This window comes from Bradyrhizobium sp. NBAIM01, assembly GCF_020194115.1.
Classification (GTDB): Bacteria; Pseudomonadota; Alphaproteobacteria; order Rhizobiales; family Xanthobacteraceae; genus Bradyrhizobium; species Bradyrhizobium yuanmingense.
Genome location: NZ_JADYVU010000008.1, coordinates 221,309 through 239,889, shown reverse-complemented (window position 1 = coordinate 239,889; position 18,581 = coordinate 221,309). Strand labels below are relative to the sequence as shown.

Genomic DNA, 18,581 nt, shown 5'->3' with positions numbered 1-18,581 from the left:
TGTGCGTCGCGCGTCCGCAAAGGCACGGGTGCAACGAGTCCGAAACGAGAACGTGTGACTCGCCGCGCATTCTTCATCACGCCCGCGGCGGCTCGGCGTGGCTGATGACGCGCTTCACGCTCGGGAACGCGCGCCGCAACGCACGCTCGATCGCGTCGACATGCTCGTGCACCTTGATCACGCTCATCGACGGTGTTGCGCGGCAGTGGAAGTTGACGATCTCGCCGGCGTCGGTGTTGCGGACCCGCACATTGTGGATGTCGTGGATCTCGCTGCCGGCGGCATATTCCGTCAGCGCGGCGGCGATGGTCCGCACCCGGTCCGGCGTGGCATCGACCCCGAACGGAAGTTCCGGTTCCAGCGGCTCGATGTGAACGTCGACCTCGACGTCCTCGCCGAACTCCTCCTGGATGTTGCGCTCCAGCGTGTTGGCGATGTCGTGCGCGGCCTCGAGCTGCATGTTGGCATCGACCTCGAGGTCGATGCTGACGATCAGCTTGACGCCGAGATCGTGCACCGTGACGTGGTGGACGGCGAGGGCGGAATTGCGCGCGATCACCATGATGCGGTCGCGCACGGTCTCGTTGTCGCGCGCGACGGGCACTGCGGCGAAGGTAAGGTCGGCATCGCCGAAAGCCTTGGCGACGGCGGCCTGCGCGTTGCGCTTGATGTCCTCGACCCGATCGATCGGATAGGTCCGCGGCACCTTCGCGATAGTGTCGATGAACGTGGTCGCTCCGACCATGCGCACGCGCAAGCGTTCGACGTCGATCACGCCGGGCACGCTGCGGATCGCCGCTTTGGCCTTCTCCTGCGCGCCTTCGGGAGCGCGATCGACCAGCGTCTGCACGGTCGAGCCGGCCATGCGCAGGCCGAGCGCTGCGATCATCACGGCAACCGCTGCGGCCGCCGCGGTGTCGCCCCACCAGAAGCCGAGCCCAGCCAGGATCAGGCCCACGATCACGGCGCAGGAGCCCATCACGTCCGAGGCGAAATGCAGCGCGTCGGCCGCCAAGGCCTGGCTTCTGGTCTCCCGCGCGGCATGGTGCAGGGCGCGGGCGCGCCAGAGATTGACGGCGATATCGATCACCAGCACCACGAACGGCACGGCCGAGATGGTCGGCGGCGGGGTTCCCTCGCGCAGCCGGCTATAGGCCTCGACCAGGATGCCCCCGGCCAGCACGTAGAGCAGGGCGGTGACGCCGAGCGCGGAGATGCTTTCCAGCTTGCCGTGGCCGTAATGGTGCTCCTCGTCGGCGGGCTTGTCGGACACCCGCACCACCGCCCAGGTGATGATGGTCGCAACCAGGTCGATCAGGGAATGCAGGGCTTCCGAGATCAGCGCCAGCGAGCCGATCGCGATCCCGACCGCGAACTTGGCCGCCGCCATGCCGCCGCTGGCGAAGATCGAGATGGCCGCGACCGAGGTTTTGTCATGCTGGGAGGTCATGGGCGGGGATTTAGCAGCCCCGTGTGGGACATCAAGCGATGATCCACAGGATGTAGTCGCTAGTGAGTTGCAGGAGCGGTCTACGCCTTGCTCCGGCCCCGTAGGGTGGGCAAAGGCGCGTTAGCGCCGTGCCCACCATTCGTCCGCGATGGATGCAGATCGTGGGCACGCTTCGCTTTGCCCACCCTACCGGGCCGCTGCCGGCGCCCTACGGCACCGTCACCACGATCTTCCCCAGATGCTTGTTCGCTTCCATGTGCTCGAACGCCTTGTCGATGTCGTCGAACGCGAACACCTTGTCGATCGGCAGTTGCAGCTTGCGCGATTCCACCGCGCCCCAGATGTCCCTGCGGACCTCGGCAAAGATCTCGCGGACCTCCTCGATGGTACGGGTACGGAAGGTGACGCCGACATAGTCGATGCGGCGGGCCGCGTGCAGGTCGAAATTGAAGTCAGCATGGGTGCCGCCGAGGCGGCCGACATTGACGATGCGGCCCTTGATCTTCGTCGCGGCGAGGTTCTGGTTGGCGACCTTGCCCGAGACCTGGTCGACGACGAGGTCGACGCCTTCGCCGTTCGTCGCCTTCAGCGCCTCGTCGACCCATTTCGGATCGGAGCTGTCGACGGCGAGGTCGGCGCCATACTCCTTCAGCCGGCCGCGGCGATACGCGTCGGTGGACGAGCCGATCACCAGCTTCGCGCCCTTGAGCCGGGCGATCTGCATTGCCATCAGCCCGACGCCGGAGCTCGCACCCTGGACCAGCACGCTCTGGCCAGCCTGCACCCCGCCGATCGTGACGACGGCGTTGTGCATGGTCGCGAGCGCGACGGGGAGGGTGGCGGCCTCCTCGAAATTCATGTTCGAGGGCGCGTGAAACAGCCGGCCGTGATCGGCCAGCGTATATTCGGCGAACGCCGCGCCGCCCGATCCCATGATGCGGTCGCCGATCTTCACGCCCTTCGCATCGGGCCCGAGCTCGGCGACCTCACCGGCCCATTCCATGCCCAGCACGGTGCCGACGCCGCCGGCCGCGCCATGGGCGTGGCCCTTGCGCATGCCGGTGTCGGCGCGGTTGAGGCCGCAGGCGCGAACGCGGACGAGCACCTGCGTGCCTTTGGGCTTTGGTTGAGCGACGTCGGAAATCCCCGCGCCTTCAGGGCCGTAGACGTAGGCTTTCATGCAATACTCTCACGTCTTGCAGTGATTATTCCGCCGCTTCGCGTTGTGACTGAACGATCATCCCCTCGAGCCGGCTGCGAATGATCGCCTCCGCCTCGCGCACGATGCGGGAGACGAGCTCGGCACAGCTCGGGATGTCCTGGATCAGGCCCTGCACCTGGCCGGCCGACCAGATGCCTTCGTCGGAATTGCCGGTGGCATAGACCATCTTGCCGCGGGCACCGGCGACGAGCTCGCGGATGTCCTCGAACTTGGCGCCTTCCTTCTCCATCGCGACGACCTTGGTCGAGACCGCGTTCTTGGCCACGCGCGAGGTGTTGCGCATGGTGCGGAAGATCAGCTCGGTCTCGCGCTCGTCATTGGCGACGATCTTCTCCTTGATGAGCTGATGGATCGGGCTCTCCTTGGTGGCCATGAAACGGGTGCCCATGTTGATGCCCTCGGCTCCCAGCGCCAGCGCCGCGACCAGGCCGCGGCCATCGGCAAAGCCGCCCGAGGCGATCATCGGAATCTTGATCTTGTCGGCGGCGGCCGGGATCAGGATCAGGCCGGGCGTGTCGTCCTCGCCGGGATGGCCGGCGCATTCGAAGCCGTCGATCGAGATGGCGTCGACGCCCATCCGCTCGGCCGAGAGCGCGTGGCGGACGCTGGTGCATTTGTGCACGACCTTGACGCCGTGCTTCCTGAACTCGTCGACATGCTCCTGCGGCTTGTTGCCGGCGGTCTCGACCACCTTGATGCCGCTCTCGATGATCGCGGCGCGGTATTCGGCATAGGGCGGCGGCTTGATCGCCGGCAGGATGGTGAGGTTGACGCCGAACGGCTTGTCCGTGAGGTCGCGGCAGCGCGCGATCTCCTTGGTCAGGTCCTCCGGCGTCGGCTGGGTCAGCGCGGTGATGAAGCCGAGCGCGCCGGCATTGGCGACCGCGGCGACCAGCTCGGCGCGTCCGACCCATTGCATGCCGCCCTGAACGATCGGGTGCTGGACGCCGACGAGCTTGGTGAACCGTGTCTGCAACATGATCTGTTTCCCCCCGCGCCCCGCGTGGCGCTTTGTTCTCGGTTGATGGCGGCAGGATGCCGCTGGGGGTGGGAAAAGTCTATTGCGCCGCCCGGCGGGGCGACCATGCGGAAGGCGAGGAGATTCCGCGGGGCGGATAATTGGGGTGCGCTGCTGCCTCATGAGGGCAAGCTCTTTCCTCAAACTCCGCCGTCATACCCCGCGAAGGCGGGGTATCCAGTACGCCGCGACCTCTCGGCTCTACCCTCGCAGTCTCTGGAATACTGGATTGCCCGCCTCCGCGGGCAATGACACCGAGTATGGGGCGAAAAGCTACTTCGCCGACAGCCGCACCATCTGGCGCCCGCCGTTGATTTCCTTGAGGCTGTTGACGAAGTTTTCCGGGCGCTGCCAGCGATGGGGGACCTTCAATCCCATGAACTCCGCGATGTCGCCGATGAAGCCGGTACAGTTTATGGTCTCGGCATTCCAAACTGGAGAGCTGGCCTGCAACTCCTTGATGTAGGCGAACACGCGCTTGGCGTCGGCTTCGTTCAGGTAGACCCGATAGCTCGCGGTGAGATATTCCGGATCGAGATCGCCGTAGCTGGCGCCGGTCTCGGATGGCACAAAGGTGATGTGACCGAGCACGTAAGCGAGCGTATCGCCCGCCGGCGTCAGGCCCGCAACCTCGACGGCCTTCTCGCTGGTCTTGCCGTACCAGACGAAGGCATGGCCCCAGCTCGCAGCCGTGCGGGCGCGGAAGTCGACGTAATAGGGGCCTTTCTCCGCACGCGCGACCGAGCGCCGCGTCGATTGCGGCTGTGGCCGCGGGGCGGTGTCGGTCGTAGCAAGCGCGTTCGCATCGGCAACGCGCCTGTCGGTCTGCTTGTCGGTCTCATGGGCTGAGGCCGAGGGCGTCGTGCATGAGAGCATAGCCGCAAGAGCGAAGCCCGCGAGGATGCAGGATCCCGATCGACCAGCTTTGTTCGTCACGCTATTCCCCCTCGACCATTGAGCGCAAATGTCTGACGCGTATTTCGCTGCGCGTCAGTAGCGCGCGGCGACCGGGCCCGGCGCCTTGCCGATCGGGGCCTTTCCAATCGGGCTCTTGCCGATCGGCATCTTGCCGATTGGCGCCTGCTCGCCCGGATAGGCTGGCACCGGCTGCCGGCGCGGCAGATCTGCAGCGTTTGCAGCCGTCGCAAAAGCAAGCGTGGCACCCAGAGCAAATACAATCTTCTTCACAGCGATACCCCTAGAAGGTTTGGTCCAAACACGGTCATGCCGTGCCCCCAGACACGCCTCCCAAAAGGGCGGCCGAATGCGTCCAAGTTGCGGCGCGCACGGGACATGTTGGCGGCATTGCTCGGGCGCGCGGAGATGTGATGTGTCTGGATGTTTCGGAGCGCGACCGACCCTTGGTGCCGACAGGGGCCCGCTGGGCTTGCCGGGAGCGCGCAGCACCGGGATTCCGTCAACGCCAGGCGCTGCGGGAAGATGCGAGGTGGCGCCCACGTCCCTGTGCCGGCCCGCTTGCACCCAGGCCAGCCGCCAGCGCTAGGACGAAGCAACGTGCCCTGGGGCTATCGCTTCCCGAGCAAGTTCGACCGAATCCTATCGGCGAACCAGACCACGAAGATCGCGGCGAACGAGAGAGCGAAGTACAGCACGGTCCACAGCAGTGCGTTGCCGGCATTCGACATGTGCGTCCTCCCTTGCATCAGAAATCAATCTTTTGCCGGGGAGGGTAGCCTTGGCCGCGACGGCGGGTTTGCGCCAGATCAATTTTGCTGCTCTGCGGCGGCGAAAAAGTCTACAGCCGAAACTCGTTGGTGAGCTCGCCGATGCCGTCGATCGCGACGGTCACCGTGTTGACGGGCTCCTTCATCACGCCGACGCCGACCGAGGTGCCGACCGCGATGAGGTCGCCGGGCGAGAGGGTCATGTCGTGGGAGATCCTGCTCACCAGCTCCTGCGCGCTGAAGATCATGTCCGAGATCGGGTAGTTCTGCCGCTCCGCGCCGTTGAGGATGGTGCGAACCGTGAGTTTTGCTGGATCGAGACCGGTCGCGATCACAGGGCCGAACGGACCGTAATCGTCGATGCCCTTGGCGCGGGCCCATTGGGCGAAGGTGGGGTCGCGCGTCAGGATGTCGTTGGCGGTAATGTCGTTGACGCAGGTGTAGCCGAAGATGTAGCCGTCGGCCTCATCTGGCGAGACACGGGCGCAGGTCCTGCTGATGACAATGCCGAGCTCGCCCTCATAGGTGGTCTTGCCGTCGTAATAAGAGGGGCGGCGGATCACGGCGCCGGGTGCGGCGATGCTGGTGGTGGCCTTGAGCAGGTACAGCGGCTCCGGCGGTTCAGGCTGGTTCAGCTTGGCCGCGAGCGCGTGGAAATTATTCCAGAGCGCGACGATCTTGCTGGGCACGCAGGGCGCAAGCAGCTCGACCTCCGAGAGCGCCAAAATCTTGCCCGTTGCGGCGTTGCGACCGAACATGTCGCCCTCGTGCACGGTGATGCCGGAGGACGTCAGCGTGCCGAAGCCCGTCGTCCCGGCATGGCGGAAGCGCAGCCATTTGGTCACGCTCGTCATCACGCCACCGCCAGTGCGCGCGGATCAGCCGGTGTCGAGACGCCGTCATAGAGGCCGGCGATGCGGGCGCGCTGCGTCACCATGGCCAGCACCGAATCGAGCGCGGGCGTGGCGATGCCGGTGAGCCGGCCCATCTCCTGCACCACGGTGACGAGCGGATCGATCTCCATCGGGCGGCCGCGCTCGAGATCCTGCAGCATCGAGGTCTTGTGCGCGCCAACCTTGCGCGCCCCCTCGATGCGGCGCTCGACGTCGACGCGGAACTTGACGCCGAAGGTCTCGGCGATGGCTTGCGTCTCCACCATGATCGCGCGCGACAGCGCGCGCGTGGCGGGATCGGTGCAGATCACGTCGAGCGTGGCGTGGGTCAGCGCACTGATCGGGTTGAAGCAGACATTGCCCCAGAGCTTCAGCCAGATCTCGTCGCGGATGCGGTCGAGCACGGGAGCCTTCAGGCCGGCGGCGGCGAAGAGATCGGCGAGGCGCTGCACGTCGGAGGTGATCTCGCCCGAGGGCTCGCCGAGCGGAAAGTTGTTGCCGTAGACGTGGCGGATCACGCCGGGCGCCTCGATCTCGGTGGCGGGATAGACGATGCAGCCGATGGCGCGCTCGGCCCCCAGCTCACCCCACTGCCGGCCGCCGGGATCGATGCTCTCCAGCGTCGAGTTCTCGTATTGGCCGCCGTGCTTGTAGAAGTACCAATAGGGAATGCCGTTGACGGCGGTGACGATGCGGGTGTGAGGCCCGAGCAGCGGCTGCATCTTTTCGATTACGCCGGTGATCGAATGGGCCTTCAGCGTGATGATGATGAAGTCCTGCACGCCGAGCTCGGTGGGGTCATCGGTGCAGCGCGGATGAACGGTGTGCTTTTCCTCGCCCGCGAGCAGCGTCAGGCCGCGCTCGCGCATGGCGGCAAGGTGCGCGCCGCGTGCGATCAGGCTGACGTCGGCGCCCGCGCGCCCGAGCTGAACCCCGAGATATCCGCCGATCGCGCCGGCGCCGTAGATGCAGATCTTCATGAAATCCTCGCGAGCAGAGACGGATTTTGGGACGAAAGATCCGGTCCGGCTCGGAAGGATCCGAGCCGGGGCCGGCAGTCGCAGGGGGAAGTTTTGCCGCTCTAAAGCGCGATGCGCTTTAGTCTATTGTTTGAGCATGATCTTGTCGGAAAACCGCTGCGCGCTTTTCCGGATCATTTAAGCCGCCGCTTGCGGCGTGCCGTTGAGCGCCTCGTCCATCGCCGCGGCGATGTCGCGCATGCTGATGACGGAGACGAGGCTGTAATCGTCGATCACGGGCAGATGGCGGATATGATGACGGTTCATCAGATGCCGGACGTGCTCGATCGTGTCGGTGGAGGTGCAGGACACCAGCTGCTGCACCGAGACCAGCTGGGAGACCTTGACGTTGACGGCGCCCGCGCCGTGCTCGGCGACGGCGCGCACCACGTCGCGCTCGGTGAACATGCCGACCGCGGTGTTGCCCTCGGAGCGGACCACATCCTTGACCACCAGCGCGCTGATATTGTTGGCGCGCATCAGCTTGGCCGCGATCCCCACCGTTTCGTTCATACGCACCGTGACAACGCGCGGCGTCTTCTTGCGCAGAATGTCTCCGACCAGCATTGCAACCTCCCTGGGTGAGTAGTGAGGAAGTGTGGTATACATAATGCCAATCGTCAAGCGCTGGATTTGGCGGATCCGAAAAATCTTGCGACAGGCGTACTGACATTATCGCCGTGCCCCAAAAAGAAAGGGGCGCATCGCTGCGCCCCTTCGCAAGCCGGCAAGGTTCAGCCGCTCACGCCGTCTCGGTCTTGGCAGTGCCGGTCGCTTTGTCCGTGCGCTCGGCTTCCTGGCCGTGGATGAAGGCGCGGCGCAGCGGCTTGATCACGAGCAGCGCCATCAGCGCCGCCATGGCATTCAGCGCCACCGCCAGCACGAACACGGCCTTCCAGCCATAGGCGGTCGAGATCACGCTCGCGAGCGGGACGAGCAGGGAAGCCGTGCCCTTCGCGGTGTAGAGCATGCCGTTGTTGGTGGTTGCGAACTTCGCACCGAAGGTGTCGCCGCAGGTCGCGGGGAACAGCGAATAGATCTCGCCGAACACGCCGAAATAAACCGCGGTGGCCAGCACGAAGACGACAGGCACCTGGCCATAGGCCGAGAGCGTCAGCAGCATCAAGGCCGCGGTGCCGAAGGCGATGAACATGGTGGGCTCGCGGCCGATCGTGTCGGAGACCCAGCCGAAGAAGGGTCGCCCTAATCCGTCGAAGATGCGGTCGAGCGAGATCGCGAAGGTCAGCGCCGCCATCTGGAAGCCGGCGAGCGTCACCGGCTTGTCGGCGATCTTGAAGTCGTGTGCGATCGGGGCGATCTGCGCCGCAGTCATCAGTCCGCCGGAAGCGACCATGACGAAGACGAGATACATCGCCCAGAAAACAGGGCTGCGCAGCACTTGCGGCGGGGTGAAATCGATCCTGGTCTGCGGCAAATTGAGCTGCTTCTTCTTCGGCGGAATGGAGAGGCGCGGCGGCTGGATGAAGAAGGCGAGCACGAACACGACGAGGCCCTGGGCGATGCCGAAGGTGAGGAAGGCGTGCTGATAGCCGCTCGAGGCGATCATGCTCGCGATCGGCACGATGGTGATCGCGGCCCCTGCGCCGAAGCCGGCGGCGGTCGCGCCCGCCGCGAGGCCGCGGCGGTCGGGAAACCATTTCAGCGCGTTGCCGACGCAGGTGCCGTACACGGCACCCGCGCCCATGCCGCCGACGATCGCCGCCGCATAGAGCAGGGTGAGGCTGTCAGCGGAGGCGTTGAGGATCCAGGACAGTGCGATCATCACGCCGCCGAACATGATGACGATGCGCGGGCCGTATTTGTCGACGAACCAGGCCTCGACCGGCACCAGCCAGGTCTCGGTGACGACGAAGATGGTGAAGGCGAGCTGGATCGCAGTGCGCCCCCAGTGGTGGGCGGCATCGATTGGATCGACGAACAGCGTCCAGCCATATTGCAGATTGGCGATCATCGCCATGCAGACGATGCCCATGCCGAGCTGGAGCCAGCGGAAACCGGTGCGAAGCGGCGCGACGGTGACGGCGCCGTCCGGGCTGGAAATCATCGAGAACCTCCCAGCGCCTGATTGTCCGTGACACAGGATCGCAAGACGACCTGGTGTCGCGAGTATTGTGGCTTATCGTCGCAGGCGCGACGCGGAGATTGGTATACGATATTCCAGATTGCAAGCCCTAACTTGTCACTTCTTGGTGGCTCCGCCCGCGCCCCGGCGAGGCGATGCGACGATCGCCAAAGAAAAACGCCCGGCCGTGAGGCCGGGCGTCGTGCTTGCTGAATTGTATCGCCGGTCAGATCGTCGATTTCGCGACCACGACCTTGCGCCAGGGCTTGAGCACCGCGATCGCCAGCACCGAAGCCAGGATGTTGGCGCCGGCCGCGATGATGAACACGCTGTCCCAGGTCCCCGATGTCTGCTGCATGTAGTTGGCGATCGGCACCAGCAGCGCGGCGGTGCCCTTCGCGGTGTAGAGCAGGCCGGCATTGGTGGTCGCGAACTTGGTGCCGAACGTGTCGGTGCAGGTCGAGGGGAATAGCGAGTAGATCTCACCCCAGGCGAAGAACACGAAGCCCGAGAGCAGCACGAACCAGACCGGATCGTGACCCCAGAGGTAGAGCATCCAGATGCCGAACCCTTCCATGCCGAAGGCGATGAACATCGTGTTCTCGCGGCCGATCATGTCGGAGATCCAGCCGAAGAACGGACGCGTCAGGCCGTTGAGCACGCGGTCGATCGTGGCCGCGAAGGTCACCGCCGTCATCGTCACCGCCATCAGCGTGACCGGGACGCTGTCGACCTTCCAGTCAACCGCGATCGGCTTCAGGTTCGCGGTGACCATCAGTCCACCCGCGCCGACGATCACGAACATGAAGTACATCAGCCAGAAGATCGGCTGGCGCAGCACTTCGGTCGGCTGATAGTTGCGCCGGGTCTGGATGATATTGGCATTCGCCACCACGTGCGGCACCTGGCCCGCTTTCGGCGCGAGCAGGAAGAAGGCGAGGAGGCAGATGATGATGCCTTGCCCGAGGCCGAAATAGAGGAAGGTGGTCTGGAATCCGCTGTCCTTGATCATGGCCTGGATCGGCGCCACGGTCAGCGCGGAGCCTGCCCCGAAGCCGGCCGCCGTGATGCCGGCCGCAAGACCGCGCTTGTCCGGAAACCATTTCAGCGCGTTGCCGACGCAGGTGCCGTAGACGCCGCCGGCGCCGATGCCTGCGATGATCATGCCGAGATAGTAGCCGTTCAGCGAGGTCGCCTGCGCGTTGATCGCCCAGCCGATAGCGCAGAGCACGCCGCCGACCAGCACCACGATGCGCGGGCCGTATTTGTCGACGAACCATCCTTCAACCGGCACCAGCCAGGTCTCGAACAACACGAAGAGCGTGAAGGCCCATTGGATCGAGGCACGATCCCAGCCGAACGTCTTCTGGATGTCGGGGACGAAGAACGTCCAGCCATATTGGTAGTTGGCGATCATCACCATCGCCGCCACACCGATCGCCAATTGCGCCCAGCGATAGGCATCGCTTACGCGCGCGGCACTCGGGGCCGCTGCTGCCGACTGCACCATGTCCGTCATCAAAAACCCTCCCAAACGCGCCATCATTTTTATGCATGCGCTGGCGCGCACTCTGGTATGCAATATGCCAAGATTCAAGCGAGGACGGGAGGGTGCGGCGAAATAGCGCGGGCTTGTTCACATGCGCTATGAGCGCGGAAATGTAAAGCCCGATCGCGTCGGCGTGATGGCGGCGATTGCAGTTGATTAAAGCTAAGAGGCTGTTTTTACAGCGCTTTATCTCGGATCGGCGACGTCGCGGGGCGTTGTTGAAAGCCTATGCACTTGGCGTTCTTGCAGGCCTGCATTGGTCGCGTGCGCCGAGGCGCCGTCGGCGGGGGACGGCGCAATCTCTGGAATTCTATATTCCAGAAGTCTGGAGTGCGGCAATTTGGCGTCGGTACCGATGCGGATTGCGCAGATCCCGCCTCACGCCATCGACGTGCGCAGCCGGCTGTAGCCTTCCTGGATCGCGGACCAGAACAGGGCGACCAAGCCGAGCGCCATGATGGTGCTGACGAGGCCGTTGGAGAAGAACACCCCGAGCGATCCTTGCGAGCCCAGCAGCGATTGTCGGAAGGCTTCCTCGGCCTTGTCGCCGAGCACGATGGCGAGCACCAGCGGCGCGAGCGGGTAATTGCACTTCTTCAAGAGATAGCCGATCACGCCGAACACCAACATCAGCATCACGTCGAAGGTGCTGTTGTGCACCGAATAGGCGCCGATCGCGCAGAGCACCAGGATCAACGGCGCGATGATGCCGAAGGGTACGCGCAGGATCGCGGCGAAGATCGGCACGCAGGTGAGTACGACGATGAGCCCGACGAGATTGCCGAGATACATCGAGGCGATCAGGCCCCAGACGAATTCCTTCTGCTCGACGAACAGCATCGGGCCAGGCTGCAGGCCCCAGATCAAGAGGCCGCCGAGCAGCACGGCGGCGGTCGGCGAGCCCGGCACGCCGAGCGACAGCATCGGCAGCAGCGCCGCGGTGCCGGCGGCATGTGCGGCCGTCTCCGGCGCGATCACGCCCTCGATCTCGCCCTTGCCGAAATTGTTGCCGCGTCGCGCCAGCCGCTTGGCGATGCCGTAGCTCATGAAGGAAGCAGGCGTCGCGCCGGCCGGGGTGACGCCCATCCAGCAGCCGATCAGGCAGGACCGCAGCGATGTCAACCAATAGGCGGGCAACTCGCGCCAGGTCTGGAGCACGACACGAAGGTTGATGCTGGCTTTGCCGCCGCGGAAGGCGAGCCCTTCCTCCATGGTCAGCAGGATCTCGCCGATGCCGAACAGGCCGATCACGGCGATCAGGAAGTCGAAGCCGTTGAGCAGTTCGGTGATGCCGAAGGTCAGCCGCAATTGTCCGGTGATCGAGTCCAGTCCGACGGCCGCGAGCGCAAAGCCGATCATCATTGCGGCGATGGTCTTGAACGGCGGCTCCTTGCTGAGGCCGACGAAGGAGCAGAAGGCGAGGAAATACACCGCGAACTTCTCCGCCGGCCCAAATCGAAGCGCAAAGCCCGCGACGAGCGGCGCAACCAGCGTGATCATGACGACGGCAAACAGCGCGCCGACGAAGGAGGAGGTAAAGGCCGCCGTCAGGGCCTCGCCGGGCTTGCCCTGCTGGGCCATCGGATAGCCGTCGAAGGTGGTCGCCACCGACCATGGCTCGCCAGGGATGTTGAACAGAATCGAGGTGATGGCTCCCCCGAACAATGCGCCCCAATAGATGCAGGACAGCATGATGATGGCCGATGTCGGCGGCATGCTGAAGGTCAGCGGAAGCAGGATCGCGACGCCGTTGGCGCCCCCGAGCCCCGGCAGCACGCCGATGAGGACGCCGAGCGTGATGCCGATCACCATCAGCATGATGTTGTAGGGCTGCAGGGCGACCGCGAAGCCGTGAAACAGATTGGCCAACTCTTCCATGTCAAAACGTCCTGCAGCAGCAATTGAATGGGTGGATGGGTCTCACAGGCCGAGCCATTCCTCGAGCGGCCCCTTGGGCAGAGGGACGAGGAACCAGCGCTCGAAAACGAGGTAAGTCACGACCGGCATGCCGACCGCCACCGCTGCGACGGTCAGCCAGCGATAGCCGCCGAGCCAGCGCATGAACCAGGCGATGAAGAGCATCGAGCCGACGTAAAGGCCGATGAACGGCATTGTGCCGACGTAGATGGCGGTCGGCACCACGACGCTCATGACCTGGCGCAGCTGCCCCCATTCGGCGAACAACCGTCCGTCGTCGTCGCGCTGCGCGTTCCAGACGTTGATCGCACTCGCCGCGACGATGGCCGCGCCGATATAGAACGGGAAAAAACCGGCGCGCGGCCCCTCCGGGCCCCAATTGATGCCGGCCTTGAGGCTGCCGAAGATCACGATGAGGCCGAACACGCCGATCAGCAGCCCCATGCCGATTTCCAGCGTCTTGTGGGCGGGGCCGGATTCGGCTCGGGATCGTTCAGTCATGAGGCCTCCAGGCGGAAATGCAGTCTTTCGCAGTCGCTGCCGGCGCGAGGACGCGCAGCATCCTCGGCCGTCATCGATGCCAGGCTCAATTCGATGCGAGGAAGCCGGCTTCCTTCATCAGGCTTTCGTGCCGCTTCTCCTCCGCCTCGATCCACTTGGCGTAATCGGCGCCGGTCAGGAAGGTCGTGTTGAAGGCGCCGCTCTTCATGAACTCCTGCCATTCCGGCGTGGCGCGCACCTTCTTGAACAGCTCGACGTAATATTCGACCTGGTCCTTCGTGGCCTTGGGCGACATGAAGATACCGCGCAGCATGAGATATTCCATCGCAAGGCCCTGCGACTTGCAGGTCGGAATGTCCTTCCAGGCCTTGCCGTCGGCGATCGGCTCGTCATAGGCCATCGGCTGGGCGTCGAACACGCAGAGCGGACGGAGCTTGCCGCCGCGCCATTGCGCGACCGCCTCGATCGGGTTGTTGACGGTCGAATCGACGTGGTTGCCGACCAGCTGCACCGCGACTTCGCCGCCGCCCTTGTAGGGAATGTAGGTGAACTTGGCGTCGATGGCCTTCTCGATCCCGACCGTGATGATCTGGTCTTCCTGCTTGGACCCGGTGCCGCCCATCTTGAACGTGCCGCTTGGTGCCTTCTTCGCGGCCTCGACATAGTCCTTGACGGAGCTGTACGGCTTCTCGGCATTGACCCAGAGCACGAACTCGTCGAGCGCCAGCATCGCGACCGGAGTCAAATCCTTCCAGTTGAAGGGGATGCCCGTCGCCAGCGGCGTCGTGAACAGGTTCGACAGCGTGATGATGATCTTGTGCGGATTGTTCGCCGACGTCTTCACATCGAGGAAGCCTTCACCGCCTGCGCCGCCGGCCTTGTTGATGACGACCAGCGGCTGCTTCATCAGATTGTGCTTGGTGACGATGCCCTGGATGGTGCGCGCCATCTGGTCGGCGCCGCCGCCGGTGCCCGCGGGCACGATGAACTCGACCGGACGGACCGGCTCCCAGGCGGCACGGCTTGCGGTGCTGCTCGCGCACGACATCACCATTGCCGCCAACGCGACATTCAGAACGAATGGCTTCATCTTGTTCACTCCCTGTCGAACCCTCAACGCAGCCGCTCTTTGTCGGCTTGCGTCAGCCCATCCCGAGTCACATGCCCCGGGTTTACCCTTGCGGTCTAGCACCCATGGCAGTCCCGATAGAAACTGTATGAGCAGGGATAACGCGCGGCATCCGCATCTTTCGGCTAAGGCTTCGCCAAGGGCGCGGCAAACATGCCACTCGGCCTTCCGTCCTGCGTTACGCTTCCCCGTCCTTACACTTTTGAATCGTGCAACCGTTCTTGTTTGAATGGATGGTATGCGAAATGCCAGTAGACAAACAACCGGAATCGTCGGTTGGCCTCGGCGGACTAATCGTCGCAGTTGCGCTCGCCTGCGTGGGAGGGCGCTGCCAAACAGAAATGGCCCCGACAGGCGGGGCCATTTGGTCAAACACCGTGTTTTTGGCTTCTGTGCCGTCGCCCGTTCGGTGAGGCAGCGAAGGCCTTCTTACAGGCCGAAACGCGGCAAGTCCCCGTTGCGATTGGAGATTTCGGCGCTCGCCAGCAGTAAGCCGTCGATCGCGGCCATCAGGCGGGCGAACAGCGAGGAGGAGGGCGCAAGAGCGACGGAAGCGGTCTTGGACATCGGAAATCCCTTTCTTGAGAACAGTCAGTCTTGCTGTCTCATTTCTGGGAACAATCTATGTATGCCAGATGCCAGCGTCCATGCTCTTGTTTGCATAGCAGCATTCTTTCTTCCGCATTGCGGCATAGGCGGTGAACCCCGGGCGGGCCGAGCGCCTTGACACGGGTCAGGTCGAACAGAGAATGTAATGTTATAACATTACATAGTGAGATGCCGTGTCTCGTCGTCCTCGGCCCATCCCCTCAAGAGGCTGTTCGATCTCCATGCCCAAACTCCCCGTTACCGTCTTGTCCGGCTTCCTCGGGGCTGGAAAGACCACTTTGCTGAATCACGTCCTGAACAATCGGCACCGCTTGAAAGTGGCGGTAATCGTGAACGACATGAGCGAGGTGAACATCGATGCGGACCTGGTCCGCGATGGTGGTGCCAACCTCTCGCGGACTGATGAGAAACTGGTGGAGATGACCAACGGTTGCATCTGCTGCACCCTGCGCGACGATCTCCTGAGGGAAGTACGTGCGCTCGCCGAAAGCGGGCGCTTCGATTATCTGCTGATCGAATCGACGGGCATTTCGGAGCCGCTCCCGGTCGCAGCGACGTTCGATTTCCGCTCGGAAGAGGGCGAAAGCCTCTCCGACATCGCTTACCTGGACACGATGGTGACGGTGGTCGACGCCGCCAACCTGCTGAAGGACTATTCCTCGACCGAGTTCCTCGGCGAGCGCGGCGAGGCGCTGGACGGCGACAAGCGGACGCTGGTCGATCTCCTCGTGGAGCAGATCGAGTTCGCCGACGTGATCGTCCTCAACAAGGTGGACGATGCCTCGCCGCAACAGCGCGAGGCGGCACGGCAGATCATCCGCTCGTTGAATCCCGAAGCCGACACCATCGAGGCCAATCACAGCCGCGTGCCGTTCGACCGCGTGCTCAACACCGGCCGGTTCGACTTCGAGAAGGCCCAGCAGCATCCGCTCTGGTACAAGGAGCTCTATGGTTTCGCCGACCACGTGCCTGAAACGCAGGAATATGGCGTGAAGAACTTCGTCTACCGCGCCCGCCGGCCGTTCGATCCGGCGAAGTTCGACAAGTTCGTCAAGGCATCCTGGCCAGGCGTGATCCGGGCGAAGGGTCATTTCTGGCTGGCGACGAGGCCGCAATGGATTGGCGAGATCAGCCAGGCGGGAGCGATTGTGAGGACCGAAGCGCTGGGGTTCTGGTGGGCGAGCGTTCCAAAGGAGCGGTGGCCGAACGATGAGGCCTGGCGCAAGCGGCTCGGCCAGTATTGGGACAAGCTGTACGGCGATCGTCGCCAGGAGATTGTGTTCATCGGCACTGGCATGGACGAGGCCGAGATCCGTGGCAGGCTGGACGCATGCCTTGTCCCTGATACGTCCACCATGGACATCGCCGCATGGTCCGCTCTCGCCGATCCGTTTCCGGCCTGGCGTCGAGGCGATCAGTCCAACTGATCGACGTGCCTGCCAGCCACGCGACGTGAGGTCCGGGCTCGACCATCTCGGACCAGGTCTTGCAAGGGGACGGCAAAGCCGTTAGTGCTCTGCCCCCTTTCCAAGCATCATTCAGAGTGGTTCATGTCGAGCGCCTCGCCCGCCGTCTCGATCGGCATCGATTTTGGCACGAGCAACACGGTTGTTGCGCTGGCGGCGGACGACCGCCGGGTCGAAGCCATTCGCTTCGACCATGGCGGGCAGCGCCACAGCGTCTACGTGTCGGCCCTGTGCTTCTGGGAGGACCGGCCGGGCGCCGGTGCCCAGGCCGAGGGCGGGCCATGGGCGATCGAGCAGTTTCTCGAAGGACGCCACGTCTACCGCTTCCTGCAATCGTTCAAGACCTTCGCAGCGAGCTCGAGCTTCAACACCACGCAAGTCTTCCGGCAGCGCTACAAATTCGAGGACATCCTGGCGGCGTTCCTGCGCACGCTGGCGCGCCATGGCGGGGACAAGTTCGGCTTCGAGGCGGCGAACATCACGGTCGGCCGCCCTGTGCGCTTTGCCGGCGGCAATCCCGACGAGGCGCTGGCGATGCAGCGCTACCGCGCCGCGTTCGAGCGCTTGGGCGCCGGCCACGCGCGCTATGTCTACGAGCCCGTGGGCGCGGCGTTCTCGTTTGCCCGCAGGCTGGAGCGCGATGCCACCGTGCTGGTGGCCGATTTCGGCGGCGGCACCAGCGACTTTTCCGTGATGCGTTTCTCGCGCGCGGGCGGCGTTCTTCGAGCCGAGCCGCTCGGTCATGCCGGTATCGGCGTTGCCGGCGACACCTTCGACTATCGCATCGTCGACCACATCGTGTCGCCGCGGCTCGGCAAGGGCTCCAGCTTCCGCTCGTTCGACAAGGTGCTGCCGGTCCCGACCGGGCACTACACGAACCTGGCGCGCTGGCATCAGCTCGCGATGATGAAGAGCAACGGCGATCTGCGCGAGCTCCGCGAGCTCGCGCGCACCGCGCTGAAGCCCGAGCTGCTCGAGGACTTCATCACTATCGTCGATCTCGACCTCGGCTTTGCGCTTTACCGCGCGGTGTCCGACGCCAAGGTGGCGCTCTCGGCGCAGGACGAGGTGGACTTCCGCTTTAGGGGCGGCGGCGTCGACATCGGCGCGGCCATCACGCGGAAGAAATTCGAAGCCTGGATTGCCGACGACATCGCCCGGTTAGGTGCCACCGTCGACAAGGTGCTGGCCGAGGCCCGCATCGCCTCGCGCGAGGTGGAGAAGGTGTTTCTGACCGGCGGCACCTCGTTTGTGCCTGCGGTCCGAAAATTGTTCGCCGACCGCTTCGGCAACGAGCGCCTGATGTCCGGCGACCAGTTCGAGTCGATCGCCTATGGCCTGGCGCTGATCGGGCACAGTCCGGATCCCGAGCGCTGGACGGCAGGCGGAGGGCCTGCCGCGAAGGCATAGCAGGCGGCGTTCGGCGTCTGTGCGGCGACGCTGTTCGATCGCTATTTCTGCTGAATTCGGTTCAGGTAGTCGATCACCGCGAGAATGCGAGTCCGCACGACGACCTCCGGGTTCTGCTGCGGCCCTGCCTTTTGCCAGTAATAGGAATCGACGGCGTGAGGCAGGTTGACGATGGGGTTGAACCGCTCGCCCCAGATCGGCATTTCACGGGTGCCGTGCGCCGGAACCGATTTCGACCCGTATATGGTTTCGTAAACGGCGTTGGTGGGAAACACCCCGTTGTTGTTCTTGGTCAACATGGTCAAGTCGGAAGGCCGGATCTTGAGCTGGTTGCTGACGGGTCCGCTGCCCCTTGCATCGGCGCCATGACAGCTCGCGCACGAAGACTGAAATTCCGCCTTGCCGATATCGACGTCTTCGCCCTTGGCCGCGGTGACGAAACCGGCGGCAACACCGGCAATGATCAACCATTCGACAGCAGATCGCATCATTTCGCCTCCGACGCGCGCAGGGAAGACTTCTGCTCCTAGCCGCTTCGCCGTCTTGACGGCTTGATGCATATCAAGACCGCACACCAGTGCCGCCGCGTGGGCAAAGGCGCGCTCCGCCGTGCGCGCCATCTGGCAAGTG

17 protein-coding genes are annotated in these 18,581 nt (G+C 64.2%); 2 read left to right on the top strand and 15 right to left on the bottom strand.

The genetic code is table 11. The features are described from left to right. Positions 1-76 precede the first annotated feature (76 nt). From I6F31_RS25230 to I6F31_RS25165, 14 genes are all read right to left on the bottom strand, one after another. Positions 77-1,450, bottom strand: coding sequence for a cation-efflux pump (locus tag I6F31_RS25230; RefSeq protein WP_036005745.1), 1,374 nt, complete (start codon positions 1,448-1,450; stop codon positions 77-79). A gap of 208 nt (positions 1,451-1,658) precedes the next feature. Next, on the bottom strand, positions 1,659-2,630 hold the full coding sequence (locus I6F31_RS25225) for a zinc-binding dehydrogenase (RefSeq protein WP_225186290.1): 972 nt from the start codon (positions 2,628-2,630) through the stop codon (positions 1,659-1,661). A gap of 25 nt (positions 2,631-2,655) precedes the next feature. Further along, positions 2,656-3,651, bottom strand: a complete 996-nt coding sequence (locus I6F31_RS25220) for a nitronate monooxygenase family protein (protein WP_036005739.1) — start codon at positions 3,649-3,651, stop codon at positions 2,656-2,658. Positions 3,652-3,963: 312 nt separating this feature from the next. Continuing rightward, positions 3,964-4,626 (bottom strand): hypothetical protein, encoded by a 663-nt coding sequence (locus I6F31_RS25215; protein WP_109144355.1) that lies wholly within the window; start codon positions 4,624-4,626, stop codon positions 3,964-3,966. Between the two features lie 54 nt (positions 4,627-4,680). Further along, complete coding sequence (locus tag I6F31_RS25210) at positions 4,681-4,884, bottom strand: hypothetical protein (protein ID WP_036005927.1); 204 nt, start codon at positions 4,882-4,884, stop codon at positions 4,681-4,683. Positions 4,885-5,446: 562 nt separating this feature from the next. Further along, a complete protein-coding gene (locus I6F31_RS25205) occupies positions 5,447-6,229 on the bottom strand; it encodes a fumarylacetoacetate hydrolase family protein (RefSeq protein WP_225139463.1) in 783 nt (260 codons plus the stop codon). Then, the gene (locus I6F31_RS25200; RefSeq protein WP_225186289.1) at positions 6,229-7,248 is read right to left on the bottom strand and encodes a 2-dehydropantoate 2-reductase; all 1,020 of its coding nucleotides are present in this window, start codon (positions 7,246-7,248) and stop codon (positions 6,229-6,231) included. Before I6F31_RS25200 ends, I6F31_RS25205 begins: the two co-directional genes overlap by 1 nt. A 177-nt stretch (positions 7,249-7,425) precedes the next feature. After that, complete coding sequence (locus I6F31_RS25195; protein ID WP_036005729.1) at positions 7,426-7,854, bottom strand: CBS domain-containing protein; 429 nt, start codon at positions 7,852-7,854, stop codon at positions 7,426-7,428. Positions 7,855-8,029: 175 nt separating this feature from the next. Next, the gene (oxlT, locus tag I6F31_RS25190) at positions 8,030-9,352 is read right to left on the bottom strand and encodes an oxalate/formate MFS antiporter (RefSeq protein WP_225186288.1); all 1,323 of its coding nucleotides are present in this window, start codon (positions 9,350-9,352) and stop codon (positions 8,030-8,032) included. A gap of 244 nt (positions 9,353-9,596) precedes the next feature. After that, positions 9,597-10,889: an oxalate/formate MFS antiporter gene (gene oxlT / locus I6F31_RS25185; protein WP_036005723.1), complete on the bottom strand. Its 1,293-nt coding sequence runs from the start codon at positions 10,887-10,889 to the stop codon at positions 9,597-9,599. Between the two features lie 408 nt (positions 10,890-11,297). Beyond that, entirely contained in the window at positions 11,298-12,797 is a 1,500-nt protein-coding gene (locus I6F31_RS25180) for a tripartite tricarboxylate transporter permease (protein WP_225186287.1), read from the bottom strand. A 42-nt stretch (positions 12,798-12,839) separates the two neighbouring features. Next, positions 12,840-13,337: a tripartite tricarboxylate transporter TctB family protein gene (locus I6F31_RS25175; RefSeq protein WP_036005718.1), complete on the bottom strand. Its 498-nt coding sequence runs from the start codon at positions 13,335-13,337 to the stop codon at positions 12,840-12,842. Between the two features lie 85 nt (positions 13,338-13,422). Then, a complete protein-coding gene (locus I6F31_RS25170) occupies positions 13,423-14,427 on the bottom strand; it encodes a tripartite tricarboxylate transporter substrate-binding protein (RefSeq protein ID WP_036023325.1) in 1,005 nt (334 codons plus the stop codon). Positions 14,428-14,895: 468 nt separating this feature from the next. After that, the gene (locus I6F31_RS25165; protein ID WP_167361641.1) at positions 14,896-15,033 is read right to left on the bottom strand and encodes a hypothetical protein; all 138 of its coding nucleotides are present in this window, start codon (positions 15,031-15,033) and stop codon (positions 14,896-14,898) included. A 263-nt stretch (positions 15,034-15,296) separates the two neighbouring features. On the opposite strand from I6F31_RS25165, the gene zigA reads away from it, so the two are divergent. Both zigA and I6F31_RS25155 read left to right on the top strand, forming a co-directional pair. Continuing rightward, positions 15,297-16,502, top strand: coding sequence for a zinc metallochaperone GTPase ZigA (gene zigA / locus I6F31_RS25160; RefSeq protein WP_225186286.1), 1,206 nt, complete (start codon positions 15,297-15,299; stop codon positions 16,500-16,502). Between the two features lie 123 nt (positions 16,503-16,625). Continuing rightward, positions 16,626-17,951 (top strand): Hsp70 family protein, encoded by a 1,326-nt coding sequence (locus I6F31_RS25155; RefSeq protein WP_109144352.1) that lies wholly within the window; start codon positions 16,626-16,628, stop codon positions 17,949-17,951. Between the two features lie 41 nt (positions 17,952-17,992). Here I6F31_RS25155 and I6F31_RS25150 read toward each other — a convergent pair whose 3' ends face one another. Next, positions 17,993-18,571, bottom strand: coding sequence for a cytochrome c (locus I6F31_RS25150; protein ID WP_225186285.1), 579 nt, complete (start codon positions 18,569-18,571; stop codon positions 17,993-17,995). Positions 18,572-18,581: the final 10 nt, after the last annotated feature.

Bases quoted from the DNA above. Each gene is read 5' to 3' on its own strand.
- I6F31_RS25170 (WP_036023325.1), bottom strand. From the start codon at position 14,427: ATGAAGCCATTCGTTCTGAATGTCGCGTTGGCGGCAATGGTGATGTCG.
- I6F31_RS25180 (WP_225186287.1), bottom strand. From the start codon at position 12,797: ATGGAAGAGTTGGCCAATCTGTTTCACGGCTTCGCGGTCGCCCTGCAG.
- I6F31_RS25195 (WP_036005729.1), bottom strand. From the start codon at position 7,854: ATGCTGGTCGGAGACATTCTGCGCAAGAAGACGCCGCGCGTTGTCACG.
- I6F31_RS25225 (WP_225186290.1), bottom strand. From the start codon at position 2,630: ATGAAAGCCTACGTCTACGGCCCTGAAGGCGCGGGGATTTCCGACGTC.
- I6F31_RS25175 (WP_036005718.1), bottom strand. From the start codon at position 13,337: ATGACTGAACGATCCCGAGCCGAATCCGGCCCCGCCCACAAGACGCTG.
- zigA (WP_225186286.1), top strand. From the start codon at position 15,297: ATGCCCAAACTCCCCGTTACCGTCTTGTCCGGCTTCCTCGGGGCTGGA.
- oxlT (WP_036005723.1), bottom strand. From the start codon at position 10,889: ATGACGGACATGGTGCAGTCGGCAGCAGCGGCCCCGAGTGCCGCGCGC.
- I6F31_RS25200 (WP_225186289.1), bottom strand. From the start codon at position 7,248: ATGAAGATCTGCATCTACGGCGCCGGCGCGATCGGCGGATATCTCGGG.
- I6F31_RS25230 (WP_036005745.1), bottom strand. From the start codon at position 1,450: ATGACCTCCCAGCATGACAAAACCTCGGTCGCGGCCATCTCGATCTTC.
- oxlT (WP_225186288.1), bottom strand. From the start codon at position 9,352: ATGATTTCCAGCCCGGACGGCGCCGTCACCGTCGCGCCGCTTCGCACC.
- I6F31_RS25155 (WP_109144352.1), top strand. From the start codon at position 16,626: ATGTCGAGCGCCTCGCCCGCCGTCTCGATCGGCATCGATTTTGGCACG.
- I6F31_RS25150 (WP_225186285.1), bottom strand. From the start codon at position 18,571: ATGGCGCGCACGGCGGAGCGCGCCTTTGCCCACGCGGCGGCACTGGTG.
- I6F31_RS25205 (WP_225139463.1), bottom strand. From the start codon at position 6,229: ATGACGAGCGTGACCAAATGGCTGCGCTTCCGCCATGCCGGGACGACG.
- I6F31_RS25220 (WP_036005739.1), bottom strand. From the start codon at position 3,651: ATGTTGCAGACACGGTTCACCAAGCTCGTCGGCGTCCAGCACCCGATC.
- I6F31_RS25165 (WP_167361641.1), bottom strand. From the start codon at position 15,033: ATGTCCAAGACCGCTTCCGTCGCTCTTGCGCCCTCCTCCTCGCTGTTC.